Source organism: Streptomyces sp. CT34, from assembly GCF_000805335.1.
Taxonomy (GTDB): Bacteria; Actinomycetota; Actinomycetes; order Streptomycetales; family Streptomycetaceae; genus Streptomyces.
On sequence record NZ_KN708638.1, the window covers coordinates 2,403,403 to 2,429,631 of the forward strand.

The 26,229-nt window shown below is 71.0% G+C and carries 18 protein-coding genes, 1 other RNA gene and 2 pseudogenes; 14 read left to right on the plus strand and 7 right to left on the minus strand.

Features of this window, described 5'->3' with window-relative positions; all coding sequences use genetic code 11:
* Positions 1 to 364: 364 nt before the first annotated feature.
* The 6 genes from RZ84_RS10675 to RZ84_RS10700 all read left to right on the plus strand — a co-directional run bounded on the left by RZ84_RS10675 (position 365) and on the right by RZ84_RS10700 (position 9,544).
* The gene (locus RZ84_RS10675; RefSeq protein ID WP_241777649.1) at positions 365 to 1,897 is read left to right on the plus strand and encodes an AbfB domain-containing protein; all 1,533 of its coding nucleotides are present in this window, start codon (positions 365 to 367) and stop codon (positions 1,895 to 1,897) included.
* Between the two features lie 66 nt (positions 1,898 to 1,963).
* Positions 1,964 to 2,518 (plus strand): RICIN domain-containing protein, encoded by a 555-nt coding sequence (locus RZ84_RS10680; RefSeq protein WP_043264125.1) that lies wholly within the window; start codon positions 1,964 to 1,966, stop codon positions 2,516 to 2,518.
* Between the two features lie 32 nt (positions 2,519 to 2,550).
* Positions 2,551 to 3,231 (plus strand): RICIN domain-containing protein, encoded by a 681-nt coding sequence (locus RZ84_RS10685; protein ID WP_043264126.1) that lies wholly within the window; start codon positions 2,551 to 2,553, stop codon positions 3,229 to 3,231.
* Positions 3,232 to 3,277: 46 nt separating this feature from the next.
* Positions 3,278 to 4,381 (plus strand): hypothetical protein, encoded by a 1,104-nt coding sequence (locus tag RZ84_RS10690; protein ID WP_241777650.1) that lies wholly within the window; start codon positions 3,278 to 3,280, stop codon positions 4,379 to 4,381.
* 216 nt (positions 4,382 to 4,597) lie between these two features.
* The gene (locus RZ84_RS42280; RefSeq protein ID WP_107068102.1) at positions 4,598 to 8,893 is read left to right on the plus strand and encodes a polymorphic toxin-type HINT domain-containing protein; all 4,296 of its coding nucleotides are present in this window, start codon (positions 4,598 to 4,600) and stop codon (positions 8,891 to 8,893) included.
* 3 nt (positions 8,894 to 8,896) lie between these two features.
* Complete coding sequence (locus RZ84_RS10700; RefSeq protein ID WP_043264127.1) at positions 8,897 to 9,544, plus strand: hypothetical protein; 648 nt, start codon at positions 8,897 to 8,899, stop codon at positions 9,542 to 9,544.
* Positions 9,545 to 9,812: 268 nt separating this feature from the next.
* Here RZ84_RS10700 and RZ84_RS10705 read toward each other — a convergent pair whose 3' ends face one another.
* The 3 genes from RZ84_RS10705 to RZ84_RS10720 all read right to left on the minus strand — a co-directional run bounded on the left by RZ84_RS10705 (position 9,813) and on the right by RZ84_RS10720 (position 14,350).
* The gene (locus tag RZ84_RS10705; protein ID WP_052229870.1) at positions 9,813 to 10,349 is read right to left on the minus strand and encodes a site-specific integrase; all 537 of its coding nucleotides are present in this window, start codon (positions 10,347 to 10,349) and stop codon (positions 9,813 to 9,815) included.
* 388 nt (positions 10,350 to 10,737) lie between these two features.
* A complete protein-coding gene (locus RZ84_RS10710) occupies positions 10,738 to 12,972 on the minus strand; it encodes an MMPL family transporter (protein ID WP_043264128.1) in 2,235 nt (744 codons plus the stop codon).
* A 937-nt stretch (positions 12,973 to 13,909) separates the two neighbouring features.
* Positions 13,910 to 14,350 (minus strand): MarR family winged helix-turn-helix transcriptional regulator, encoded by a 441-nt coding sequence (locus RZ84_RS10720; RefSeq protein ID WP_043264130.1) that lies wholly within the window; start codon positions 14,348 to 14,350, stop codon positions 13,910 to 13,912.
* A gap of 136 nt (positions 14,351 to 14,486) precedes the next feature.
* Here RZ84_RS10720 and RZ84_RS10725 point away from each other — a divergent pair.
* The 4 genes and pseudogenes from RZ84_RS10725 to RZ84_RS39640 form a co-directional block, all read left to right on the plus strand.
* A pseudogene (locus RZ84_RS10725) lies at positions 14,487 to 15,926 on the plus strand (MFS transporter); the annotation flags it as partial.
* 204 nt (positions 15,927 to 16,130) lie between these two features.
* Entirely contained in the window at positions 16,131 to 16,637 is a 507-nt protein-coding gene (locus RZ84_RS42485) for an MSCRAMM family protein (RefSeq protein ID WP_347232804.1), read from the plus strand.
* A 131-nt stretch (positions 16,638 to 16,768) separates the two neighbouring features.
* Positions 16,769 to 17,896: an NADH:flavin oxidoreductase gene (locus RZ84_RS10730; RefSeq protein WP_043264131.1), complete on the plus strand. Its 1,128-nt coding sequence runs from the start codon at positions 16,769 to 16,771 to the stop codon at positions 17,894 to 17,896.
* 306 nt (positions 17,897 to 18,202) lie between these two features.
* Positions 18,203 to 18,778 (plus strand): hypothetical protein, encoded by a 576-nt coding sequence (locus RZ84_RS39640; RefSeq protein WP_107068103.1) that lies wholly within the window; start codon positions 18,203 to 18,205, stop codon positions 18,776 to 18,778.
* Between the two features lie 537 nt (positions 18,779 to 19,315).
* Here the strand turns inward: RZ84_RS39640 and RZ84_RS10735 are convergent.
* Positions 19,316 to 20,063, minus strand: a pseudogene (locus tag RZ84_RS10735) (AAA family ATPase); the annotation flags it as partial.
* A 46-nt stretch (positions 20,064 to 20,109) separates the two neighbouring features.
* Positions 20,110 to 20,510: RNase P RNA component class A (gene rnpB, locus RZ84_RS35420), an RNA gene on the minus strand.
* A gap of 97 nt (positions 20,511 to 20,607) precedes the next feature.
* On the opposite strand from rnpB, the gene RZ84_RS10740 reads away from it, so the two are divergent.
* Positions 20,608 to 21,411, plus strand: coding sequence for a MerR family transcriptional regulator (locus RZ84_RS10740; protein ID WP_043264132.1), 804 nt, complete (start codon positions 20,608 to 20,610; stop codon positions 21,409 to 21,411).
* Positions 21,412 to 21,440: 29 nt separating this feature from the next.
* Positions 21,441 to 22,070, plus strand: a complete 630-nt coding sequence (locus RZ84_RS10745) for a hypothetical protein (protein ID WP_241778035.1) — start codon at positions 21,441 to 21,443, stop codon at positions 22,068 to 22,070.
* Here the strand turns inward: RZ84_RS10745 and RZ84_RS10750 are convergent.
* Entirely contained in the window at positions 22,057 to 23,541 is a 1,485-nt protein-coding gene (locus RZ84_RS10750; RefSeq protein ID WP_043264133.1) for an RNB domain-containing ribonuclease, read from the minus strand. The genes RZ84_RS10745 and RZ84_RS10750 overlap by 14 nt on opposite strands.
* 239 nt (positions 23,542 to 23,780) lie before the next feature.
* Here RZ84_RS10750 and yaaA point away from each other — a divergent pair, with 239 nt between their 5' ends.
* On the plus strand, positions 23,781 to 24,578 hold the full coding sequence (gene yaaA / locus RZ84_RS10755) for a peroxide stress protein YaaA (RefSeq protein ID WP_043264134.1): 798 nt from the start codon (positions 23,781 to 23,783) through the stop codon (positions 24,576 to 24,578).
* Between the two features lie 124 nt (positions 24,579 to 24,702).
* Positions 24,703 to 25,401, plus strand: coding sequence for a bifunctional 4-hydroxy-2-oxoglutarate aldolase/2-dehydro-3-deoxy-phosphogluconate aldolase (gene eda, locus RZ84_RS10760; protein WP_043264135.1), 699 nt, complete (start codon positions 24,703 to 24,705; stop codon positions 25,399 to 25,401).
* Positions 25,402 to 25,565: 164 nt separating this feature from the next.
* Here the strand turns inward: eda and RZ84_RS40910 are convergent.
* On the minus strand, positions 25,566 to 26,229 hold a 664-nt coding region (locus tag RZ84_RS40910), incomplete at its 5' end, for a histidine phosphatase family protein (RefSeq protein ID WP_241777651.1).

The following is a 26,229-nucleotide window of genomic DNA, read 5'->3' on the forward strand; positions in this document are numbered from 1 at the left end:
GATGTGCGGCGACACCGTCCCTGAAGGAATGGTCCAGGACTCCGTGAACAGACCGAGAGGCCCCGGGCCCGGCTTCCGGACTCCCGACCTTGTCGCACGCACGGGTCTGCCGGAGACCTGATCTGCCACAGACCCGATCTGTCAGAGACCCGATCTGTCAGAGACCTGAGAGGGACGAGCGGGAACACACAGCCGCCCCTCACATATCCGTCGACCGACGGCAATCGAAATCTCCGAGTTGCGTTTCCGTCTGCCCGCGTACTCCGGGCCGCGCCCACGGGACGCTGGAAGGGTTACTGAACACAGAATGGACAAGAGCCGCACCAACAACGCGGGAATGCGGAGGGCCGTCAGGCGTGGGATCGTGACCGCCACCGCGCTCGCGGCGGTCACCGGCGTGGCCGCACCGGTTTCCTTTGCCGCGCCGACGGACTCGGTTGCCCGGGCAGCGGATATCGGGACCAACGACAAGCAGCGGGTGGACGCCGCGGCCGTGGTCCGCCTGGACCCGAGCCCCGACGTGATGCTTCTCAGCGACAGCGACTTCATCCACGCGCTGTGGCAGAAGGCCAGGGACGCCGGCGATTCCCTGCGAGCGGTGCGTACGGCCGCCGAGGAAGTCATGATGGTCGGCACCTCGGCCGAGGACCAAATACGGTTCATCACCACCGGAATCCACGAGGCGTATGAGGTCGACAAGCAGCGGGAGAAGGACCGTGCCGCTGCCGACCGTGCGGCGCGGACCGCCAAGCAGCAGGTCCTGATCAAGATCGGCATACCGGTCACTCCGGAATTGCTGGGGCTCAGCGACGACAACTTCATCCGGAAGGTGATGAAGGACCCGGCTTCCGGGCCGGAGGTCCGGGACGCGGCTGCCCGCGCGTTGGCCGGTGATGCCGCGGCCTGGCAGGAGTTCATCGCCACCGGCGCGCGTGAGGCCCGGGACCGGGACGTGGCCAACGAGCTCAAGGAGAAGGCGGAGAAGGAGGCCCAGGAACTCAAGCGGCGCGAGGAACTCAAGGACCGCAAGGGCACCGCGACGCTGTTCGAGACGCGCTTCGACATCTCGTTCTCGGATTCCGTCTTCGAGCTGAGCGACGACAACTTCATCCGCGAACTCCTGCGCCGTACCCCCGCCGACGGCCGGCACACCGAGCTCTACGCCGCGGCACAGCGGGCGGTGCTCAGCTCCAACCCTGCGGATTGGAAGGAATTCCTTCACGCCGGTGCCACGAAGGCCAACAATCTCGACTACGAGAACCTCCGCAAGAAGCGGGCCGAGGCGGACCGCAGGCTGGCGCTGCAGATCCAGGCACGCGCCGAGAAGACCGGGGTCCACCCGGGTCTGGTCGCCGCGGCGAAGAAGGCACTGGCCGGCAGCGACGAGGACGTCGCGCGGTTCCTCATGGAGGGCCAGTACCGCGCGCTGCGGCAGTCCTTCCAGGCGAGCAGTGCCCAACTCGCCGGCTGGTACATCCGCCAGTCCGACGCGGACAAGGGAGAGTCCTTCCTCGCTCCCGTCAACGGCCGGGCCAGGCAGGCCGACCGCGAGGACGCCACCTGGGTCGTCGTGCCCGCCCTCGGCGGCCAGGCCGGTTGCTACTCCTTCGAGTCGGCCCGCAAGCCCGGCTACTACCTGATGCAGAAGGACCTCCGGGTCCGACTGGCCGCCGACGACAAGAGCGAGGCATTTCGCAAGGACGCCAGCTGGTGCGCCCGCAAGGGCCTGGCCGGTTCTGGTACGTCCTTCGAGTCGGCGGGCAAGGCGGGGCGCTGGCTGCGGCAGTTCCAGGGTGACCTCTACGCGGCCGACAAGGGCGGCAAGCAGCGCTACGAGGCCGAGAAGGACTTCGCCCAGGACGCCACCTGGAAGATCTCCGCCCCGCTCGCGCGCTGACGCTCCGCCCGGCGAACCCACTCCTCTCCTCTACCTCCTCACGAAGCAAGAAGGACGGACACCCCCATGTCCCGGATCACCCGAGTCGCGCTGGCCATCGGCGCCGGCGTCACCGCGCTGGCCGGCAGCGTCACCACGGCACACGCAGACGAGGCCGCGCCCCGCGCCAACGCCGTCCAGTCGGCGGTCGTCCAGTTGCGGGCGGCCCACAGCGGTCAGTGCCTCACCATCGACAACGGCAGCTTCCGCAACGGCGCCAACGCCGTTCAGTCGAAGTGTGCCGACGGGGCGGACAGCCAGCTCTTCGAGCTGGTCTCCACCGGATCGGCGACCTTCGAGGTGCGTGCCAAGTACAGCGGCAAGTGCCTTGAGGTGGAGAACAGCGGCACCCAGGCAGGCGCCAACGTCCAGCAGTGGTGGTGCACCGGCGGCAACCAGATGCGCTGGCGCCTGGTGATGGTCGACGTCGCCAAGGAGCTCTACGAGCTGCGGCCCATGCACACGGACCTGCGCTGCCTGGACATCAAGGACTCCAGCCTCAAGGAAGGCGCCAACGCGCAGAGTTGGTACTGCAACGGCACCGCCGCGCAGCGCTGGCAGCTCAAGCCGGCCACGGCCTGATCCCCACCCATCGAGAAGAAACGGACCTCCAGATGTCTCGGACCATCCGAGCCGCCCTGGCCATCGCCTGCAGCGTTGCCGCACTGACCGCCGGCGCGACCACCGCCCACGCGAGCGGGGACGACTCCGCACGGGAAGCCGCCGCGAAGGCCGCCGCAGCCGCCAAGGCCGCCGGCAAGAAGGACGCGGCCGGCGACGCCGCCGACAAGGCGTTCGAAGCCGCGCGCGAAGCCGCCAAGAAGGCCCAGACCGCCAAGGACGCCGCCTCGGACAAGGGCGACACCGTCCGGCTCCAGCTCCCGCACAGCGGCAAGTGCCTGGGCATCGACTCCGCGAGCAAGGACAACGGCGCGGCGGCGCTGCAGTGGACGTGCAACGAAGGCCAGGCACAGCAGTGGCGCGCCATACCCACCGTCGACTCGTCCTTCGTGCTGCGCAACGAGAACAGCGGCAAGTGCCTTGAGGTGGAGAACAGCGGCACCCAGGCAGGCGCGCGGGTCCAGCAGTGGGGGTGCAGCGGTGGCGGTGCCCAGCTGCGCTGGCGGATGGTTCTCGTCGATCCCGTCAGCAAGCTCTACCAGCTGCGCCCCATGCACACGCCGGATCGCTGCCTGGACATCGACCACAGCAAGAAGGACGACGGCGTCAAGGCCCAGCAGTGGTACTGCAACCAGACCGAGGCGCAGCTGTGGCGGGTGCTGCCGGTCAAGTGACCTCTCGATCAGCCCAATTGAACCTTCCGATCCTGAGAGGTCAACAGTGAGCCGTAAGTTGTGGATCGCGCAGGCGGTGACGGCGGGCCTGCTGGCCGGTGGTACCGCCTTCGCGACGGTGACCCCCGCCTGGGCCGACGCCCCGGTGCCCGCCGTCGTCCCGGCCGACCGGCCGGCGGACCAGGCCGGGTCCGCCAAGGCCGCGGCGGCCGAGGAGGCGCGCGACTACGTCCATCGGCTGGCGATGTCGCGTCTGCCTGCCGAGATCCGTACCTCGGCGTGGAACGCGCTGCGCAACTCCCGTGGGGACGAGGCGATCGCGGAGTGGCTGGCGCCCGGCGGCGGCTATGACTACGCCAAGCAGCGGCTGCGGGACACCCGGGTCCGGAACAGGGCGTTCTGCGAACGGGTCGTGCAGACCCACACCGCCGAGTTCTCCCCCGCGGCACGCGCCGCGGCGGCCCGTGCGTTGAAGGGCACGGACGCGGACCGGGCGGCGTTCGTGCGGACCGGGTACGCCGAGGCGCAGCAGCGCGACCGGGCCACCCGCGAGGCGGACGGCCGACAGAAGCTGGAAGTCGCCGCCGGGGACCGGGAGTTCGTCCGTTCGGTCGCCGAGAGCGACCCGGGCGAGCAGGTGCGGGTGGCGGCCCAGTGGGCGCTGCGGCCCGGGGCGTCCGACGCGGACATCGCGGAGTTCTTCGGCTACGGCTGGGTGACCGGCGCGTCCCTGGACCTGGAGGGCTACCGGCTGCGGACCGCGGACGCGGAGCGGGTACGGCACAACACCCTGTCCCGTCTGATCAAGGAGGCGGAGGCGGCCGAGGCCGCGGTGCACGGCGCGGTCGACGCGGCCAAGGCCAGGGCCGAGGCCGAACGGGCCTGGCAGGCGGTTGCCGAGCACGCGGGCGCCGCGCAGAAGGCCTGGCTGGCCGAGCAGGCCGCGGCCAAGGCCCAGGCGGACAACTGGAAGCACGTCGCCGCGCTCGCCAAGGAAGCCGCGGACGGGATCTGGCAGGGCATCGCCGATCCGGCCGAGGCCACCGGGGACTCCTGGGCCGAGGAACAGGCGCAAGCGGCCGAGACCGCCCGGTTCTGGCGGGACATGTACGACCGCGCCCAGGCCGCCGAGAGCCGCGTCAGGGGCTGACCTTCCCAGTCGTTCAGCCGGCGCGCGGCCCTGCGCGCCGGCTGGATACCCCTGCCCTGCTCGCACATGCAGGTCAGGGGTTTTCGCTTTACCTCCAACTCACCCAAATCCATCCCAACTCATCCCAATTGGGGGTTTCTTTCCGTGATGGGGAGATTCCGGCCGCGAGCCGGAAGACCACGCGGCGGCGGTCTCGCCGGGATAGCGCGCAAGACGGTGACCACGACGGTGGTCGTGGCGCTGCTGGGCGGTATGACGAGCCAGGCAACGGCCGCGACCGCAGAGCGCGTTCAGCGTGCCGAGGCCAGGGCCGACTTCACCCAGGCGATGGCGACCCTGGACCGGGTGGCCGCCGCGCTGCCGAAATCGTCCGCCGAGCCGGCCGCCGCGCCGCGCTCCGAGCTGGACCGGATCAGTGCCGAGCGGGACCGCCAACTCGTCGAGGACTTCGCGGAGTTCGACGAGGAGGAGGAAGTCCGCGAGGCCGCGCAGAAGGCCCTGGACAGCGACGACCCGAACGCGATCAAGGAGTTCCTGGAGCACGGCGAGGCCGACGCCCGCCAGCGCGCCAAGGACAAAAAGAACGGTTCCGACGCCGCGAACCGCAAGAAGATCGAGGCGATGCGCGGCACCGGCGGGCCGACCTTCAACGCCGAGGTCGAACGCGTCCTGGGACCGAAGGCGACCGCCAAGGACCGTGAGGACTTCCTGGCCTTCGGTGCGGAGATCGCCCGCCAGAAGGACCAGAAGGACGAGAAGAACGCCAAGGAGCGCGCGGCCGAACTCCGCAGGCGTGTGGAGCTGCTGGCCGGCGCCGGCGGCCCCGAGGTGAAGAAGGCCGCCCAGGCCGCGCTGGACGCGGGCACCGACAAGGCGATCGAGGAGTTCCTGGAGAAGGGCTACCAGATCGCGGCGAAGAAGGACGCCGACGACCGGGCGGCCCACGAGAAGGCCCAGAAGGAGGCCCAGGAGGCCGCCGAGAAGCTGCGTGAGCTGGCCGAGAAGGCACGGCGCGCGGCGGAGGCCCGTACCAAGCTGATCGGCTTCCACGGGGATGCCGTCAAGGCGCTCAAGGACGCGTCGAATGCGATGACGTCGGCGGCCCGAGCATCGCGTGAGGCCGACCGGATGCTCTCGGCGGACCGGGCCGGCAAGCGCCTGTCCTCCTACGACGACGTCAAGGCCGAGGTCGAACGCCAGGTCGGGTACGCCGCCGAGGCGGCCCGGCGGGCCAAGGTCGCGGCGGGCCAGGCCAAGGTGCAGGCCGACGTCCTGGTGGAGACCGGGCTGACCCATGGCACGCAGTGGTCCGAGGTCGCCTCGGGCATCGCGGCCGCGTCGGAGGCGGCGGCCAAGGCGGCCCGGACCGCTCAGCACGCCGTCGACGCCACCGCCGCCGACGCCGCGGCGCTGGACGGCAAGAACGCGGCCGAAGCGCACGAGCAGCAGGCCAAGCAGTGGCGGGCCAACGCCGAGGAGCACGCCAGGGCGGCAGCCGAGCTGGCGGCGGCAGCCGACAAGCAGGCCAAGGTCGCCGCGGACGCGGCCTCCCGGGCCAAGCAGGCCCGCATCGACGCCGAGAAGGCGGAAAAGGAAGCCTGGGAACACGCCAAGAAGACCCGCGAAGCCCGCGTCGAGGCCCAGCGTCAGGCCAGGATCGCCGCCGAGCAGCGCGCGATCGCCGAACGCGAGCGCAACCTGGCGGCCCAGGCACGGGCCCGCGCCGAACGCGAGCGTGACAACGCGGCTGCGGCACGGGCACGTGCGGAGGCCGAGGCCCGTACGGCGTCCGCGGCCCGCGCGGAGGCCCAGGCGGCTGCGGCCACGGCGGCTTCGGCGCGTGCCAGTGCCGCCGAGAAGGAAGGTGTCGCGGCCAAGGCGGACGAGAAGGCACGCGGCGAGGAGACCAACGCCCGCAACGCCCGCAACGCGGCGTTCAAGGCCGAGCAGAACCACCAGGCCAAGGAGGCGCGGGCCAGGGCCACCGAGGCGATGGCCGCTTCGGGCCGCGGCACCGCCGCCGCCGGCGAGGCCAGTGCCGCGGCACAGGCGGCCCGCGCGGACGCCAACACCGCCGGTGCGGCGGCCGGTCAGGCCCGCAGCGCCGCCGACACCGCCAGCGGCGCGGCAGTGCGCGCCCGTTCCGCGGCCACCGAGGCCGCGGGCGCGGCTGCCCGTGCCCGGGCCGCGGCGGCCGAGGCCGGCGCACACGCCGCGCGTGCCAACGCCGCCGCCAACAAGGCCGAGGCCGCTGCCGCGCGTGCCAACGCCGCGGCCAACAAGGCCGAAGCCGAGTACCAGGCCACCCATGCCGCCGCGCTGAAGGCCAACACCAAGGCGGCCGAGGCCACCGCCCAGGAAGCCCGCGCCGGCATCGCCGCCCACGAGGCATCCCGCCTGGCCGGACAGGCCGCCATCGAGGCCAACCACTCCCTCCAGGCAGCCAACCGCACCAAGGACGAGGCCGAGGGCGCGGTCCGCGAAGCGGCCATGGCCAGGCTCCAGTCCACCATCGCCGTCCAGGCGTCCGGAGCCGCCCGGACCACCGCGGCCGGCATCGCCGACCCCTCCAACACCGCCATCGAGCTGACGGCCCCCTTCGCAGGCAAGGACGTCGACGCCGACTTCGCCGCCGACGTCGCCAGGGCCGCCCAGGAGACCGGCGAGGAGCAGGTCGCCGCCGCCGAGGCCAGGGCCGCCGAAGCGGTCAAGGCCGCCGAGGCCGCCGAGGCCGCCGCCAAGCGCGCCAACGCCCAGGTCGCCCCGGCCTTCAAGGCCGCCGCCGACGCCGCCAGGTCCTCCGCCAACGCCGCACGTTCCGCGGCAGCCGCCATGAAGTCCGCGGCACAGGCAGCGGCTGACGGGGCGAAGGCCAGGGCCGCCGCGGCATCCGCCAACAAGGCCGACGCCCAGGCCAAGGCCGACGCCGGCCTCGCCCGCGAAGCCGCCAACCAGGCCGCCGCGGACGCGGCAGCCGCACGCAAGGCCGCCAACGAGGCCGAAGCCGAAGCCGCACGGGCCCGCAAGGCCGCCGCCGAGGCGGACCAACACGCCGCCGCGGCCAACAGCGCCGCCAACCAGGCCGAACACGAGGCCAGCGTCGCCCAGGGCGCGGCAGCCCAGGCGGAGAAGGACGCCGCCGACGCGGGCAAGCTCGCCGACTCCGCCGAAAACCACGCCAAGTCCGCGGAGGCGGCGGCCAAGAACGCCAACAAGTACGCCAAGGAGGCGGACGAGGCGGCGAAGAAGGCCGAGGAGTACGAGCGGGAACAGGAGCGCAAGCGGCGGGCGGAGGCGGCCAAGCTGGATGGCAGCGGCGGTGGCCCCGAGCTGACTGAGGAGGACGAGCTGGCGCTCGAAGACGACGGCGTCACAGGTGCAGATCTCGATAAAGCTCGCAAGCTTGCCGACAAATCGATCGCCGATTTCCTGAAGGAAAACGGCGGTGAGATAATCGAAGAACTCATCGGTCTCGACGACATCAAAAAATGCGTCACCGAAGGAAACGTCGAAAGTTGCTTCTGGACGGTGATCGGCGCCCTCCCCTGGGGAAAGGCGCTCAAGGTCATCAAGGAGCTCCCAAAGATCACCAAGAGCATCGGCCGCATTGTCGGTGGCCTCGGCAAGTTCCTTGAAGAGTCCGCTGCGGCGAAGAAGCTGCTCGGCAAGCGCCAGGAAGCTGTTGGAAGATATCGCGAGGAAATCGCGGCATGCATACGAGACAGCAACAGCTTCACACCGGAAACACCGGTGTTGATGGCTGACCGCGCGCCCAAACCGATCAAGGATATCCAGATCGGACAGCAAGTTCTAGCAACAGACCCGAGTACCGGACAGACCGAGGCGCAGACGGTCGCTGACGTGATCATCCATACGGGGCAGAAGAACCTGGTCAAGATCACCATCGACACTGATGGCGAAGCCGGAAATGCCACTGCCACGGTCAACGCCACCGATGGGCATTCCTTCTGGGTCGACAATCGGGGTCGCTGGCTGAACGCCAAGAGCCTCAAGGCAGGCGACTGGCTCCGCACGCCTCAGGGTGACCTGCGAGAGGTTGTCAGCACCCACACCCGCACCGAGATCCGCAAGGTCTACAACCTCACTGTCGAGGGCGTCCACACCTACTACGTCCTGGCGGGCGAGACGCCCGTACTTGTTCACAATGCAACGTGCGGCGCCTTCAATGCGGTCAAGGGGTGGCAGACCCGGCACTTCGATGCAGGCAACGACAGTCTTCGACTGACGAAGGAGCGAATGCAGCACATTCTGGAACGTCACCACCCTAAGTATCGCAAGGGACCGGACAAGACCACGCAGACCAACTTCCGGAAGACGATGACGATCGATGATGTCGCGGATGCGGTCGGAGCGGTTGTGCAACAGAACCGTAGTCTCATCATCAAGCGCGGAATCCATGAGTTCTACGATGTGGAAGGTGTCTACAAGGGAGTGCGTTACCAAATGGGTGTCAGCAATGGCCGCATCGGCAACTTCTTCCCTCTGGAGTAGTCAATGATCATCATCGAGACTTACTACCGATCCGACGCCGGCGAGTTCCTCCCCTTCGAGTCCCAAAAATCCTTCTCGGAGGAATTTGATCTCATCGAGGGAGCCGTCGAGATCACGGTCGACGGCGAGACGCTCATCGGCACTCAGACATGGGACTACGTATTCCTGCTCTGGGCCTACCTCGCCGATATGGCAAAAAGACTGCAATCGGGAGATTCTGCTTCAATGCGCTTCCCCGATCAGCCGATTCAGCTTGATGCGCTCAGAACCTCGAACGGAATCCGACTCCATCTCCACGGAGGCCACCTGGATCGGGAGACAGTTGTCGACGAAGCACAGTTCCTGGAGGCCCTGTGCAGTAGAGGGAGTTCATTCTTCGGCACGGTCATCTCGAAATTTCCGGCTGGTCGCGAATCCATCGGGATCTACCGGAACAGGCTCGACGCACTGCGAGAGAGCTCATCTCGTGTGGCCCATTGGGAGGAAAGAGTCGACGGTCAGAAGGCGGCGGCACTTCAGGAGGCCGAACGCCGAACAGGACGGCGCTTGACTCCGGAAGAGCGCGAGAAGGTGATCTTCGACGTCGCAGGCCGCCGGATCGCCTTCCAGGACGTCGTAGCACGCGCGACCACAATTCTCGGAGAGGGGTGATGAGACCTCCCCTGATCTGGGGCAGTTGGAACGGTGCGGATAACAACTGTCTGCCGGTCCCCGGCTTGACGGTTGGGAAAGAATCGCATCACGATTCACTCTGAATCGCCTCCACTAGGGTGCGGCGGGCGCCCCTACGAGCGTCCGCCGCACCCTGTTGCTCATGTCGGACCTGAAAACGCCCGGGCATACCTACGCGTGGGAACGGCTGCCGTACTCGGCTTGGGACCATTCCGGCTCGGCGTGCTCGTCGAACCGGTCGGTCTTCTCAGGCGGGAGCACAAGCACCCGGCCGTTCCCGCTCGACGTAGGGCACCAGGGCCGCCTGCGGCAGTCCGGCCGGCGCGGGAATGCCGTACAGCTCCTCGAAGGAGGCGGGGGCGTTCTCCCAGTCCACTTCCCATACCAGGTGGCCGTAGGTGTCCGGCGTTTCGGCCAGGCGTGCGTGGCGCATGCGGGCCTGTACCTTGCGTGGTTCGAGGCCCGAGGCGACCAGCACGGCATCAGCGAAGTGGCGCAGGTCCCGGAACGTCGCGTTGTGCGGCACCGCAATGCCCTTTTTCCGGGCGCGTTCCTTGGCAAGGTCGAATTCCCGGCACACTGTGAACTCCCGTATCGGGGCCCAAATCCGGGTCACGGTGACCAGATCGCTGTGCTCCTCCGGGATCGGCCGCAGGCCCCGTCGCTCTCGTTTGCTGAGTTCCGCACTCGGCAGCGGTGCTCGCCGGCGCGCCATGTGCGACCTGTACTCGTCGCTGAGGAAGAAGCCGACGGCGAGTGGTGCGCGGCTGGCGTCGGTCTTCAAGCGGGTGGCTCTCCCCCGTTGCCGCTGCCATCGCTTCTCGCAGCCGTCGTCAGTGCTCGGTACGAGGCCGGAGCGGTCCGGGCACTCCGGTTCGTCGGGGTGTGGCCTGGATTTGTGCCAGTGGGCGTACGGCTCTTCTGTTGCCACCCAAGGGGCGCCTTCTCTCTTCGGCTCGGGGTGTGTCAACTTGCCCGAGGCAGGCGCTTGATGAATCGGGCAACGTCCGCCTCCCAGCAGCGAAGGGACCGGCCGCCCATGCGGAGTGGCTCGGGCCCGCGCTGCTCCAGCTCCCATGTGCCGGCCCAGTTGTAGAGCGTCTTGCGCGTCACGCTGAGGCGGTGCACCCCGCTGTCACCCGATCATGCAGCAGTTCCGTGTTCCGCTACCGCTACCGCTGCTGTTGCGTTCGCGGCTGGTCTGGCGGCGACGCTTGGCCTTCGACGTCGAGGCGGGGCAGGATCCGGTCGAGCCAGCGCGGGGTCCACCAGTTGCTCTTGCCGAGCACGGTCATGCTCGCGGGGACCAGGACAAGACGGATGACGGTCGCGTCGATGAGGACACTCACGGCCAGACCCAGTCCGAGCATCTTGACGATGATGTTCTGGCTGATGACGAACGCGGCGAAGACGCTGGTCATGATGAGGGCGGCGCAGGTGATCACGCGCGCGGTGATCTCCAGGGCGTGGGAGACGCTGTGGTGGGGGTCGCCCGTGCGCAGCCACGCTTCGTGGGCGCGGGAGAGCAGGAAGATCTCGTAGTCCATGCTCAGGCCGAAGACGATGGCGAACATCATCATCGGTACGTAACTCTCGATCGGCACCTTCCCGTTGACGCCGAGGGCCGGTCCGCCCCAGCCCCATTGGAAGACGGCGACGACGACGCCGTAGGAGGCGGCGATAGAGGCGAGGTTGAGCAGGGCCGCCTTGAGGGCCACGGGCAGTCCGTGGAAGACGGTGAGGATGATGAGGAAGGCCAGGGCGACGACGATGGCGATGATGAGCGGGAGGCGGCTGGAGAGGAGGCCGATGAAGTCGACCTGGACGGCGGTGGTGCCGGTGACGTAGCCGTGGGCGGCGGTGCCTGCGACGGCCTTGGGCAGGATCGTGTCCTTGAGGTGGTTGACCAGGGCCGTGGTGCTCCCGGCCTGGGGCGAGGCCGAGGGGATGACGGTGGCGGTCAGCACGTCCCCGTCGGGAGTGGTCTGCAAGGGACTGACGACGGCTGCCCCGGGCAGGTGGGACAGGGCGCCGCCGACCTGCCGGACGAGGGCGTTCCGGTCGGCGGGCGGTACGGGGGTGCCGTCGACGACGACGGTCAGCGGGCCGTTGGAGCCGGGCCCGAAGGCGGAGGACATCAGGTCGTGGGCGCGGCGGTCGGTGAAGTTCGCGGGGTCGGCGCCGTCGCCGATGTGTCCGAGCCGGATGGAGAACAGCGGGATGGCGAGGATGCCGACGATGACGATGCCGGCGGTCAGGAACCTCCAGGGGTGGCGTTCGATGCGCCCGGCGTACCGGTGCCAGCCGACGTGGTTCTCTCCGGTGTCGGGGGCCTTCTCGGCGACCGGGGTGCGGACGTGGTACCGGTCGATCCGCCGTCCGATCAGGCCGAGGAGGGCCGGGACGAGGGTGAGGGCGCTCAGCACGGCGGTGACGACGGTGATGCCGGCGGCGGTGCCGAGCTTGCCGACGAAGGAGATGCCGCAGGCCCACAGTCCCGCCAAGGCGATGATGACGGTGCAGCCCGAGACCAGGACGGCCCGGCCGCTGGTGGCCACCGCCCGTCCCGCGCTGACGGCGACGTCCATGCCGTCCATCACGTTCTGCCGGTGGCGGGTGAGGAGGAACAGGCCGTAGTCGATGCCGACCCCCAGGCCGATCATCGTGGCCAGGGTCGGCGAGACGGTGGAGAAGGTGAACGCGAGCGCCAGCAGCCCCAGGAAGGCCAGCCCCATGACGACGCCGACGAGCGCGGCGAGCAACGGCAGCGCGGCCGCCAGGACGCTGCCGAATCCGGCCAGCAGGACCACCACCGCCGCGCCGAACCCGATGAGTTCGCTGACCATGTCGTTCGGCTGCGGCCGGGCGAGTTCGCCCAGCGGTCCGCCGTACTCCACCTGCGCACCCGCTGCGCGCAGCGGCGCCACCGCCCGGTCCACACCGTGCAGATACTCCCGGCCCAGGGTGGCCGGCGGGACGTCGAACCGCACCGTGATGTAGGCGGTCCGCCGGTCGGCCGACAGCGGACCGGTCGTCGTGGGCGGTGCGAGCAGCGGATTGACCGCGGCCAGCACGTGCGGAAGCTTCCGGAGGGCCGTGACCGTGCCGCCGACCTGTGAGGAGACGGCGGTCAGGGGCTGCGTGGCATCGTGCAGCACTACCTGGGTGCCGTAGCCGCCGGCTGCCGGATCGTGCGCCTTGAGTACGTCCATCCCCTTCAGCGACTGGGTTCCGGGGAGGGTGAAGTCGTCGGAGAACGATCCGCCGAACGCCTTGTTCAGTCCCTGCAGTCCGCCGAGCGCGGCCAGCCACACGACGAAGACAACCACGAAGTGCCGGGCGCACCACTCGCCCAGGCGGCGCAGCAGCCCGCGCGGCTGTGCATCGTCCTGTACGGATGCGGTCACGCGCCCTCCGATGATCGGCTATCGACCTCGAGGACAGTAGAAACCGGTTGAGCCCGGAGCGCATACCGACGCCGGTGAACGAGTGGCACAAGCCGCCGGACCGGCGGAACAGCAGGGACTCCGACGCCCCGCGGCTTTCCGCGGGGCAGCCCGCCCTCCATCACCTGGGCGTCAGCCGTCCGTCCCACAGTTCAGCGCTACCTGCGCGCTCAACTGGCCGAGTACAACGCTCACTGGCCAACTACGGCGCTACCCGACCACATGACCGCTGATGTCCTGTGACAAGGCGGACGGTTCGCAGACTGCCTTCCGCCTGGAGCAGGGGGCAACGAGGTTCCGTGATTTCAGCGACCCGCTCCTGCCGGAGACCGATCCTCGGGTGTGCCGTACCGCCTTGCACGCCACAGCCCGGGCCGCCCGCGGGCAGGTCGGGAACTGTGCGGAGCGGCGGCACCGCTGAACTTCCACAGCGGCACGATCGTCGACCGAGACGGCACGCACGTCGTGGGCACTGGTGCCGATGAGAAGGGCGCGTGAGCGGTCCGGGTCCGGCAACCCCGTCGCTGCTGATTCTCCTCCGCCTCAGGGGTGTTGAGCAGGCGCTCGATATCGCGGGGGAGTGCCTGCGGGTCGGCGAGGGTCGAGAACGGGACAGGCAAGGGGCAACGGCCCGATCTCCGTGCAACGGCGTTCGAGTGGCCGTACGCGGAGTGCACACCGTCTCCGGCCTGAATCACGCTGCTGACCGACCGCGCACGACCATCCCACGCACCTCGCGCATCCCGCGCACCTCGCGCACACGACCTTCCCCCCGCTGCCCGAAGTCCGGCTCCGACCCGGAGACCAGGGGACCAGGGGGCCCAAGGAACCAGGGGACCCGGAGTCCAGGGGACCAGGGAAACCAGGGCATCAGTGTTGCGCCGGGGCCACGGAGGCGTCAGGCGTCCTTCTCCATCGTCGGTCGCAGGCGTTGCAGCAGGGCGTAGAGTGTCGCGCTCTCGGCTTCGTCCAGGGTGTCGAGGGCGCCGTGGGTCTGCTGCATCTCCTCGCGCACGCGGCGGATGATCTCGCGGCCCGCGTCGGTCGCGACGACGTTCTTCACCCGGCGGTCCGCGGGGTCGGCTTCGCGGCGGACCAGCTCACGGGCTTCCAGGCGGTCCACGATCCCCGTGACGTTCGACGCCTCGCACACCAGCAGGGCGGCGAGGCCGCGCATCGGCAGCGGGCCGTCGAGCTGGGCGAGGACCTTGGCCTGCATGGCGGTGAGGCCGTGATGGGCTGCGGCGGCAGCGAAATCGCGCCATTGGGCGGTGCCGATGGCGGCGAGCAGTTCCAGCAACTGGAGCTTGGTGGGGGCCTGCGGGGTGGTGGCGCTCATAGCTGGAGCGTACCCAAGGTGCTTCATGTCATCAATTATTTACTTGACCACTTTAACTATCTCCGTCTACCGTCTGCGAAGTACTTGATGTTCTTAAACATCTATGGTCTGAAGCACTGAGAAGGTCCCGCAAGCCATGAGCCACGCCGCCGCATCAGCCCCCGCCGCCGGGCGACGGAACGAGACGGTCATCGTCCTCGCCCTGAGCCTGGCCGCCATGGTCGTGTCGATGATGCAGACCCTGCCCGTCCCGATCCTGGGCCTGATCCAGCGCGACCTCGGCACCTCGACCGCCAACGTCAGCTGGGTGACCACCGCGACCCTGCTGTCCGCCGCCGTCTTCACCCCGCTGCTCGGCCGCTTCGGCGACCAGCACGGCAAGAAGCCCACCCTGGTGGCCGTGCTCGTCGTCATGGTCGCGGGCTCCGTCATCGCCGCGCTCGCCGGCTCGCTGCCGCTGCTGATCCTGGGCCGGGTGCTCCAGGGCGCCGCCACCGCGATCTTCCCGCTGGCCCTTTCCGTCCTGCGTGAAGAGGTCCGCTCGCAGAAGCTGCCCGGCGCCATGGCACTGGTCAGCGGCACCCTCGCCTTCGGCAGCGGGCTCGCGCTCGTCGCCACGGGCCTGCTCACCTCCGGCGCTGACGCCGACTACCGCAACGCCTTCTGGATGGCGACCGGCTTCGCGGTCCTCGCCCTGCTCGCCGTCGTCCTCCTGGTCCCGGCGACCCGGCACAAGACCGGCGGACGCACCGACTTCCTCGGCGCGCTGGCCCTCGGCATCGCCCTTCTGCTGCTCCTGCTGCCGATCTCCCAGGGCCACGAGTGGGGCTGGTCCTCCGGCCGAACGCTGGGAGCCTTCGCCGGCGCGGTCGTCATGATCGCCGTCTGGGTCCTGGTCGAGCTCAAGGTCCGCGAGCCCCTCGTCGACATGCGGATGTTCGTCCACCGCCCGGTCCTCATGGCCAACCTCGCCGGCATCCTCGTCGGCTTCGGCATGTTCGCGAACTTCCTCGGCGTCTCCTACCTCGCCCAGATGCCCAAGGCGCTCACCGGCTTCGGCTTCAACGCCTCCATCCTGCGCGCATCCGTCGAGTTCCTGCTGCCCGGCGCGATCGTCTCCCTGCTCGCCTCGCCCATCGGCGGCCGGCTCGTCCGACACCAAGGCCCCCGGTACGTGCTCGGTATGGCCGCCGCATTCGGAGCCGTCGGCTTCGGCTGGCTGGCCCTCGACCACGCCCACACCGCCTCGGTCATCGGAGCCAGCCTCATGACCGGCGCAGCCGTCAGCTTCGGCTACGCCGCCATGCCCGCCGTCATCATGGCGAGCGTCCCGCACCACCAGAGCGGCATCGCCAACGGCATCAACTCGATCTCCCGCTCCACCGGCAGCGCGATCGGCAGCGCCGTCGTCACCACGATCCTGGCCTCCAAGACCATCGAGCACCTGCCGGCGGGCGTTCCGCCGCTGCCCGCCGAATCCGGGTTCACGCTCACCTTCGGCATCGGGGCCGCCGCCTTCGCGCTCGTCGCGGTGATCAGCCTGCTCGGCCTGCACGGACAGCACGGCCCCCGGGCCGACGAGGCAGGCACGGCAAACGCGGGCACCTCGTCAACTCCGGTAGCGGAGACGGCCGTTGCCGATCAGGGCGCCGGTCCGGTTGTCGATCCGGTTGCCGGTCCGGTAGCTGATCCGCTGGCTGGTCCGGCTACCGAGCCTGCCGTCCAAGCCGATGCGGTCCAGGTCGATTCCGTCCCGGCCGGGGCCGGGTTCCACGGACTGGTGCGGGACGCCGCAGGTGAGGTGCTGGGCGGTGCCGGCCTCACCCTCATCTCGCCGGACGGACGGCAGGTGGGCCGCACGGCCTCCCAACCCGACGGCCGGTACGCGCTGCACGCCCCGACAAGCGGCCCGTACGTACTGATCGCGACCGCCGACGGCCACCAGCCGCAGGCCGCCACGGTCACGGCAACGGCCGCCCCGGTCCCGTACGGCGTCCGACTCCCGCGCACCACAGGACCGGCCGGTGTGCAGGTGCGGGGCACCGTACGCGCCGGGGAGGGCGCCCGTCCGCTGCCCGACGCCCGGCTGACGCTGGTGGACGCCGCCGGGAACGTGGTGCGCACCACCCTCACGGACACCGATGGCGCCTACGCCTTCACCGACCTGACCGCGGGCGAGTACTCGCTCATCGCCAGCGGCTACCCGCCCGTGGCATCGACGCTGACCGTCGAGGGCCGCGATACGGACAGCTTCGACATGGCGCTGGCACACCCCGCGGCGCCATAGGCGGCGGTGTCCGGGATCGCAGGCAGCCCACCCGACAGGCGGACTCCCGCGACCTCCCGGACACCCGGCCCCCACACCCATGCACAGCAGCACGTTGCACACACCTACCGACACTGACAAGGAGTTTCCCCATGACCGCCACGACACCCGCCGCCTCCCGCGCGGCCGAGATCCTCTCCCGGCCCATCGCCCTGAACGGCCTGACCGTCCCCAACCGCATCGCGATGGCGCCGATGACGCGGATGTTCTCCCCGGGCGGCGTCCCTGGTGAGGACGTGCTCTCGTACTACGCCCGACGCGCCGCCGCGGGTGTGGGCCTGATCGTCACCGAGGGGACCTACGTCGGCCACGAGTCGGCCGGATCCAGCGACCGGGTACCGCGCTTCCACGGCGAGGAGCAACTGGCCGGCTGGGCCAAGGTCGCCGATGCCGTGCACGCCGCGGGCGGCACCATCGTCCCGCAGCTGTGGCACATCGGCATGGTCCGCAAGCAGGGCGAGCCGCCCTTCGCCGACGCCCCCGCCGTCGGCCCCTCCGGCATCCGCGTCGACGGCACTGAAGGCGCCGGCAAGGCCATGACCCAGCGCGACCTCGACGACGTCATCGGCGCCTTCGCCGAAGCCGCCGCCGCGGCCGAGCGCATCGGCTTCGACGGCGTCGAACTGCACGGCGCCCACGGCTACCTCCTCGACCAGTTCCTGTGGGCGGGCACCAACCGCCGCACCGACGCCTACGGCGGCGACGCCGTGGCCCGTACCAAGTTCGCGGCCGAGATCGTGGCAGCCGTCCGCGAGACCGTCTCCCCCGACTTCCCGGTGATCTTCCGCTACTCGCAGTGGAAGCAGGAGGCATACCGCGCCCGCCTCGCCCAGACCCCGCAGGAGCTGGAGGCGATCCTGGCCCCGCTCACCGCGGCCGGCGTCGACGCCTTCCACGCCTCCACCCGCCGCTACTGGCTCCCCGAGTTCGACGGCTCGGACCTGAACCTGGCCGGCTGGACCAAGAAGCTCACCGGCAGGCCCACCATCACCGTCGGCTCGGTCGGCCTCGACGGCGACTTCCTGCGCGCCTTCGCCGGCGAGGGTGCCGCGGTCGGCAGCATCGACAACCTCCTGGAGCGCCTGGAACGCGACGAGTTCGACCTGGTCGCCGTCGGCCGCGCCCTGCTCCAGGACCCGCAGTGGGCGGCGAAGGTCCTGGGCAACCGCTTCGAGGAGCTCCAGCCCTACGACGCGGCGGCGCTGAAGACGCTGAGCTAAGTAAGACGCGCCGGCGAGCGGGCCCGATCGCGGAGGGTCGGCGGAGGGTTGGGGCGGTCCACTGATGGTGGACACCGAGAATCCCCAGTGGCGGACGAGTTGGGTTTCTGAGCCGTGGCGACGCTCTGTGAGTGTCTTCGTCATAGCACGCCGCTCGCTCCGCTGTCGGGAGGGCTGGGCCTTCTGCTGGTGTCTCGCGTCGAGTGCGTCAACTGACCTCCGAACGCGAGTGGTTGAAGGTGTCCCTACTGCCCGCGCACCCGCGGGAGCTGAACGCGGTCGAAGGAGTCGAAGAAGTCGAAGAAGGTGCAGGCGCAGGGCCGCTGCGGCGATGGACTACAGCGGCCCGCCCGGATCCCAGGGTCAGAACCAGTCCAACATGCACCTGCAGAAGCCGAACGGATCGACGCCGGACGCTGCCAGGCCGAACAGCGGGGAGCGGAACCCGTCGAACGGACCGGAGCCACCCCGATCGCCGCCGCCCCGATCGCCGCCGCCCCCACCGACATCCCTCGGACGGACACCGCCCAGACCAGAGCCGTCATCATCACCACGACACTGGTCACACCCGTCACCCCGATCGCGGTCGCCCCGAACCCCGTCACCTCGATCCCCGTCGCCCCCACCGACATCCCCCGGACCGACACCACCCAGACCAGAGCCGTCATCATCACCGCGGCCCCGACCGCCGTCCCCCCGATCCCCATCTCCCCGATCCCCGTCGCCCCCACCGACATCCCCCGGACCGACACCACCCAGACCAGAGCCATCATCATCACCACGACACTGATCACACCCGTCACCCCGATCGCCGCGGCCGTGGTCATCGCTCGCCCCCACGACCCGGCCCTGTGGGACGCCCTGGGCCGGGCCAGCGAGTGAGGCGGCCATCGCTGCGGCGAGCGCCGCAGCGGCAAGCGAACGGACTATGTACGTACGCATCGCGCTTTCTCCTGTGTCGGCGGGAAATCGGACGCGGGATGAGTACCTCCGCACACCGGATTTCACGCAGGCGCGCCGATTTCCCACTCCAATGGCCGCCAAGGTTGCTCCACTCGTGGCCCTGGGCCGAGACCGAGGAAGGCTGGGGACAACCTGCGTGCCCGGGCCCGGGCACGGTGCCGGGCCGGGCCGGCGGCGCTCAGTCGTCGCGCCGTCCTCGTCGGCGGTGGTATGGGCGGCCGTCCAGATGTAGGCGAGGGTGTGCAGGAGGTCGGGGCCGAGGATGCCGGTGAGGGTGTTCTCCAGGGTTTCGGTTTCGTCCGGGTCGACGATTCCGGCGTCGCGGCGGGCGAGGATCGACCCGGCGGTGAGAGCCGGCTGCCACCGGTCGGTCCGAGCGGCTGCGGTGAAGTCGTTCAGGACCAGGGTGCGGACAGCTGCGCGCAGGTGCGGCGGTCGCCGGGGCGGCGGTGCAGGTGCGGCCTCGGTACCCAGGACATCGGCGATCTCCTGAAAGGGGATCAACTCGCGTAGCTGTGCGCCCAGCCGGCCTCGCCCGCCTGCTGACCGGCGGCGAGGTGGCGGGCCACGCGGACCGCCGTGCGGTTGATCTTCAACGAGGCGGCCAGGTCGTAGGCCGAACCGAGGTGGATCTGCACGCTGAACCGTGAGGCGAGCGCCTCGGTCAGCACCGCCCCGTGTACGCCCGGGTTGTGACCGGCGATCACGTAGAAAGTAGAAAGCCGTCGGCGGTGGTGATCGTCTCGCCTTGGTGGGCCTTGACCTGGATCTGGCGGCGCGCGTCCATCGCGGGATGGAGGGCGGCCAGCACATTCGGGGAGATCAGTGTCGCGTCGTCCAGGAGGAGGGCGCGGCCTTCCTGCAGGGCGGTGACCCGCAGTCCGTAGATGACTTCGTAGCCGCCGTTTTCGTCCTGGGTGTACTCGCCGATCAGGTCGCCGACGGTGGTGTCGCCGTCTCCGGCCACCGTGATCAGGTCGGGGAAGGCCGCCTCGATCGGGGACGACTTTCCTGTGCCTGGCAGCCCGTACAGCAGTAGCGCCACGCCTCCCTCGCGCAGCCTGCGCAGCGTTTCGACATCCGGGAGCTGTGCCAGGGCCCCGGGGTGGTAGTGCTGTCCGTTCGGGCGGGGGATGGGCCGCGGCCTCCCGCCCGGCGGTGGAGCGGCCGTGGCGGGCTGGGCGGTCGAGCGAGGTCGGGGCACCGAAAGGCCCCGCAGACGACGTTTTCCCTGGTCAGGGTGGAGAGAGCGGACGAGTCGGCCTGTACGCCGGGTTCTGTCTCCGGGCGACCTTGCGGTCGGCCGGGAGGCGGCCATCCATCTAGGGCTGTCGTTGCCGGCAGCCTCGTGCGGTCTACCCGCGGACTCGGGCGGGCAGCCCTCGTACGTCCGCGCAGGGGCATCGTGCGATGCCCCCTCTTGACCTTGCTCCGGGTGGGGTTTACCTAGCCCTCCGAGTCACCTCGGAGGCTGGTGGTCTCTTACACCACCGTTTCACCCTTACCGAGGACCGAGGTCCCCGGCGGTCTGCTTTCTGTGGCACTGTCCCGCGGGTCACCCCGGGTGGGCGTTACCCACCACCCTGCCCTGTGGAGCCCGGACGTTCCTCGGGGGGATACGGGATCCCCACGCGACCGCCCGGCCGGCTCGTCCGCCGTGGTGACCATGCTACCTGGCGGGCCGCGGGGGCTTGACCTTGCCGTGGCGTCAACGTTTTTCATGGCGGTATGGGGATCGGGGAGGCGGGATGAGGATCGGGGAACTGGCCGGGCTGGCCGGGGTCAGTACGCGGACCGTGCGGCACTACCACCATGTCGGGCTGCTGCCGGAGCCGGAACGGCGGGCCAACGGGTACCGGGAGTACGGGCTGCGGGACGCGGTGGCGCTGGCGCGGGTGCGGCGGCTGACGGAGCTGGGGATCGGGCTGGACGAGGTCAGGGACGTACTGGCCGATGACGCGGGGCGGGAGCTGCGGGACGTGCTGGCCGAGCTGGACGGGGATCTGGCGCGGCAGGAGGCGGTGATCCGGGAGCGGCGGGCGCGGCTGGCGGCGCTGCTGCGACGGGCGGAGGAAGCGGGCGGGCTGCCGGAGGAGGGGCCGGTGTCGGAGCAACTGGCGGAGGTTTTCGGAGAGATGGCGCGGACGTCGGCGGCGCTGCCGGGGCCGGAGCCGGCGATGGCGGTGCGGGACCGGGAGGTGCTGGCCCTGCTGGAGACGGCGGGTGGCGAGCGGGCACAGGCGGCACTGGCGGCGGCGCTGCGGGAGGTGTTCGCGGTGCCGGGCGCGATGGAGCGGGCGTATGCGGCGTACGGGCTGATGGACGGACTGGTGGGGGTGGCGCCCGGGGATCCGCGGGTGGCGGAGGCGGCACGAGCGGTCGTGGAGTGCCTGCCGGAGGAGGTGGTGGAGCGGATCTCCGCCTGGGGTGGGGAGCCGATCGGTGGGCGGGAGGTGGCGTTCTGGACGTCTCTGGTCGCCGGGGATCTCGCACCCGCGCAGGAGGAGGCGATCCGGATGGTGATGCGGATGATCGTCGAGCGGGCGCGATGAGTGGGCCGAGGCCGGGGGCGCGGGAGGTGGTGCGGCGGTTGGCCCGCCATGAGGCGCGGTGGCTGATGAGCCTGGTGTGGTGGGTGGGGCGGCGGCGGGCCGGGGTGGCGGCGGGTGACCGGGCCCTGGCGTACGCGGGGGCGCAGGCGGCGCTGGTGTACGGGCTGACCTTTGTCTGCGTGGTGGAGACGGTCGGGGTGAGTGCGCTGCTCGCGGGCATGCCGGCGCTGCATGCGGTGACGCTGGTCGCCGATGTCTACACGGTGCTGATGATGCTGGGGTTCCAGGCGTCGGCGGTGACCCGGCCGCATGTGCTCGGCCCGGAATCGCTGCTGCTGCGCGCCGGCGCCCGCAGGGAGCTGCGGATACCGTTGGAGCGGATCGTCGCCGTCCGGTACGACCTGCGGCTCACCCAGGACGCGAAGAAGGGGGACGGGGTACTGGAGATGGCCGTGGGCGGGCAGACGTCGGTGACCGTGGAGCTGGCCGAACCGGTCGTCGCGGTAGGGGTGTTGGGGCGGCCGGAGGTGGTGCGTACGGTGCGGTTCCATGCCGACGACGCGCGGAGTGCGGTGCGGGATGTGCGGAGTGCGGTGGAGGCGTGGCCGGACGCGGTGGCGGACGGGGCGGAGCCCGGGGACAGCGTCACGCCGGTGTGAAGAGGACCGGCTCGCGGCCCGGTTCGGCCTCGGCGAGGCGGACCTCGATGCGGTGGCCGAGGGGCAGCGCGGGGCCGTCGGGGGGAGCCGCGACACGGCCGATGACGGCGGGTTCGCAGAGGTGGACGATGCCCTGGGTGGGGTCGTCCACCTGGCGGTCGACGACCAGCGCCTCGAAGGTGTCGCCGACCCGGTCGCGGAGCAGGGCGGCTTCGACGAGGTCGACGCAGGCGCGCTCGACCTGGTTGGCGCGCTGGGTTCCGGTCTCCATCTCGTGCGGGAGGTTGCGCAGCGCGCCGCGGACCCAGTCGGACGGGCCGCGGCCGGCGGAGGCGGCCAGGCAGAGTTCCGAGGTGTAGCGGTCGACGAGCCGGCGCAGCGGCGCGGTGGTGTGGGCGTACGGGGCGGCGACCGCGGCGTGCACGGCGGCGGACGCGGGCGGGGCGGTGCCGTCGAAGACGCTGTAGCCGGCGCCGCGCAGCAGGGCGGTGCACTCCAGGAGGAACGCGGCGTGCGTGGCGCGGCGCGGGTCGAGGGTGCGGATCAGGGCCGCGTACGAGGTGTGGTGCGGCCAGTCGACGCCGAGGGCCTGGGCGGTGAGGCGGAGGCGGGCGACCGAGCCGTCGGGGGCGGTGGGCAGGGTGCGCAGGATGCCGGTGCCGGAGGCGAGCATGAGCTCGGCGGCGGCCATACCGGTGAGCAGGGAGATCTGCGAGTTCCAACCGTAGGCCGGGAGCGGGGCGCGGTATTCGAGGGTGTAGCTGCCGGCGTGCTGGACGATCTCCTGCTCGGGGACGTTGAGGGAGATCGCGCCCCGGGCGACCTCCAGCTCTTCGCGGCGCAGCCCGATCGCGCGGAGCAGGGCGAGCGGCTCCTCGGCGGTGCCGTTGTCGAGGACCCGCTGGACGCCCGCGTAGTCGAGCTTGGCGCGGGAGCGGACCAGGGCGCGGCGTACGGAGGCGACGGTCAGCGCGCCGTCGGCGTCGAGGTCGAGCTGCCACAGGACGGCCGGGCGGTCCTGGTCGGGCAGCAGGCTGGCGGCGCCCTCGCTGAGCACCGTCGGGTGCAGCGGAATCCGTTCGTCGGGGAAGTAGAGGGTGGTCACCCGGTGGTGCGCCTCGGCGTCCAGGGCGCCGCCCGGGGTGACGAAGGAGGCGATGTCGGCGATGGCGTAGTGGACGCGGAACCCGCCGTTGGACCGCCGGGACAGGAACATCGCCTGGTCCAGGTCCCGGGAGCCGGGCGGGTCGATGGTGAAGAGGGGCAGGTCGGTGGCGTCGTGGAGGGTGTGCTCGGTGGCCACCTCGCCGTCGCCGGCCGGGATGCGCGGGGCTCGCGCGGCGCTCTCCGCCTCGGCCTGGGCGGTGGGCGGGAAGTGGTCCGGGATCTCCAGCCGTACGCGCAGGTCGTGCAGCGCGGCCCGCAGCGGTGCCTCGGCTGCGTCGGTCACATGCATATGGCGACGGGGCATGAAATCGAGCCTATGGCGGGCGGGCGCTCCCGGCGCGGTGTGCGGGCGCCCGGGCCCTCGGTGCGTCGGCGGGGGCGGGGAGGCCGGGACCCGGGGCCCGTCCGGTGGGCCGGGACCGGAAAAGGGCCGGTCAGGAGGGAGCGGCAGGAGGCACCGGGCGCGCCCTGGGTCCGTCCGGACAGACCCTAAGCTTTCGGCGGGGCCGCACCCCCGCTCGTACCACTGCGAAGGAGAACACCGTGCTCGTGCTGTTGCCGCCGTCCGAAGGGAAGGCCGCCGGAGGGGCCGGTGAGCCGCTGGATCTCGGGGCGCTGTCGCTGCCGGGGCTGGCCGGGGCGCGGGCGGAGGTGCTCGCGGAACTGGTCGAGCTGTGCGCGGCCGATGCGGCCAAGGCGCAGGAGGTGCTCGGACTGAGCGACGGCCTCAAGGGGGAGGTCGCGAAGAACGCGGCGCTGCGTACGGCGGGGACCCTGCCGGCCGGGGAGATCTACACCGGGGTGCTCTACGACGCCTTGGGGCTCGCCTCCCTGGACGGGGCGGCGCGGAAGCTGGCCGAGCGGTCGCTGCTGGTGTTCTCGGGCCTGTGGGGCGCCGTGCGGATCCTCGACCGGATCCCGTCGTACCGCTGCTCGATGGGGGTGAAGCTGCCGGCGCTCGGCGCGCTGGGGGCGTACTGGCGGGGGCCGATGGCGGAGGTGATGCCGCAGGTGGCCGGGGACGGTCTGGTGCTCGATCTGCGCTCGGCGGCGTACGCGACGGCGTGGAAGCCGAAGGGGGAGGTCGCCGGGCGGACCGCGACCGTGCGGGTGCTCCAGTCGAAGATCGTGGGCGGGGTGGAGAAGCGCTCGGTGGTCAGCCACTTCAACAAGGCGACCAAGGGTCGGCTGGTGCGGGACCTGCTGACGGCCGGGATCGAGCCGGCGGGGCCGGCGGGGGTGGTCGAGGCGCTGCGCGGGCTGGGGTACGTGGTCGAAGCCGAGGCGCCGGCGAAGGCCGGCAAGGCGTGGGGCATCGATGTGATCGTGACGGAGCTGTGATCGGGGCGGAGCTGTGATCGGGGCGGTGGAGCTGTGAGGCGGAGGGGACGGCGGTAGAGGGGCACGAAGTCACTGTTGCAGGGTGTGCAATGAGCGTTGCAGGGAGTAGGGCAGCGGGCGCAGTATGGGCGGCGTGACCAGCGCCGCCTCCTCCCCCGTCCCGTCCCCCCGGCCCCCGGCTTCGTTCGGGCCGGGGAGATCCTCGTCCCCGTCGGTGCTCGGCCTCGCTCCCGTCATCCCGGTCGTCGTGCTCCAGGACGCCGCCGACGCGGTACCGCTCGCCCGCGCGCTGGTGGCGGGCGGGCTGCCGGCGATCGAGATCACCCTGCGCACGCCCGCCGCGCTGGAGGCGATCCGGGCGGTGACCGCCGAGGTACCCGAGGCGGTGGTCGGCGCGGGCACCCTGCTCACCCCCGAGCACGTCGCCGCGGCCGGTGCGGCCGGCGCCGCGTTCCTGGTGAGCCCCGGCTGGTCGCCGCGGCTGCTGCACGCCATGCGGGACTCCGGCATCCCGTTCCTGCCGGGCGTCTCCACGGCCTCGGAGGTGGTGGCGCTGCTGGAGGAGGGCGTCACCGAGATGAAGTTCTTCCCGGCCGAGGCGGCGGGCGGCACCGCCTATCTGAAGTCGCTGGCCGGGCCGCTGCCGCAGGCCCGCTTCTGCCCGACCGGCGGCATCGGCCCGGCCAGCGCGCCGTCCTATCTGGCGCTGCCGAACGTCGGTTGCGTCGGCGGCAGTTGGATGCTGCCGGCCGATGCGCTGACCGCCGAGGACTGGGGCCGGGTACGCCAACTCGCCCGGGGGGCCGCGGCGTTGGCGAACTGAGCCGCCCCATCCCGTCGACCCACCCGGCAACCGGACGGGCCCGGCGCATCGATGGCGATGTGCCGGGCCCGTCCGCGTACGGAGCGCGCGTCCCGCCAGGCCCTGTCGTCGAACTCCCGTCGTCCGCCCGAAGGGCGTCCGGACCCGGGCCCTGACGACAGGACCTAGCGCAGGTGCGAGGTGTCGTTCAGCAGCCGCAGCGAGGCGTTGCCGTCCGCGTAGTACGCCACCGCCGACAGCGACGCCGCCGACAGCTCCATCCGGAACAGCGACTCCGGCGGGGCGCCCAGCGCCAGCCGGACCAGGGTCTTGATCGGCGTGACATGGGTGACCAGCAGGACGGTCCGGCCCGCGTACCGGGCGAGGAGCTTGTCGCGGGCCACGGTGACCCGGCGGGCGGTCGCCGCGAAGGACTCGCCGCCGGTGGGCGCCGCCTTGGCCGAGCCGAGCCAGGCGTCCAGGTCCTCGGGGAAGCGCTCGCGGACCTCGGCGAAGGTCAGCCCCTCCCAGGCCCCGAAGTCGGTCTCGCGGAGCCCGTCCTCGACGCGGACCTCCAGGCCGAGCCGGGCGGCGACCGCGTCGGCGGTCTCCCGGCAGCGGCGCAGCGGTGAGCTGACGACGGCCTGGATCGTGCCGCGGGCGGCGAGCGCGGCGGCGGTCGCCTCGGCCTGGCGGCGGCCGGCGGCGGAGAGTTCGGGGTCGGTGCCGCCGCTGCCGGAGAAGCGCTTCTCGGGGGTCAGCGCGGTCTCGCCGTGCCGCAGCAGGACGAACGTCGCGGGCACGCCGAGGTCCGGCGGGCCCCAGCCCGCCGGTGGGGCGGCGGGGGCC

Excerpts from the sequence above, each read along its gene's own strand:
- RZ84_RS10740 (WP_043264132.1), top strand. The coding sequence starts at position 20,608 with ATGAGGATCGGGGAACTGGCCGGGCTGGCCGGGGTCAGTACGCGGACC.
- RZ84_RS10720 (WP_043264130.1), bottom strand. The coding sequence starts at position 14,350 with ATGAGCGCCACCACCCCGCAGGCCCCCACCAAGCTCCAGTTGCTGGAA.
- RZ84_RS10730 (WP_043264131.1), top strand. The coding sequence starts at position 16,769 with ATGACCGCCACGACACCCGCCGCCTCCCGCGCGGCCGAGATCCTCTCC.
- RZ84_RS10680 (WP_043264125.1), top strand. The coding sequence starts at position 1,964 with ATGTCCCGGATCACCCGAGTCGCGCTGGCCATCGGCGCCGGCGTCACC.
- RZ84_RS10750 (WP_043264133.1), bottom strand. The coding sequence starts at position 23,541 with ATGCCCCGTCGCCATATGCATGTGACCGACGCAGCCGAGGCACCGCTG.
- RZ84_RS10685 (WP_043264126.1), top strand. The coding sequence starts at position 2,551 with ATGTCTCGGACCATCCGAGCCGCCCTGGCCATCGCCTGCAGCGTTGCC.
- eda (WP_043264135.1), top strand. The coding sequence starts at position 24,703 with ATGGGCGGCGTGACCAGCGCCGCCTCCTCCCCCGTCCCGTCCCCCCGG.
- RZ84_RS10700 (WP_043264127.1), top strand. The coding sequence starts at position 8,897 with ATGATCATCATCGAGACTTACTACCGATCCGACGCCGGCGAGTTCCTC.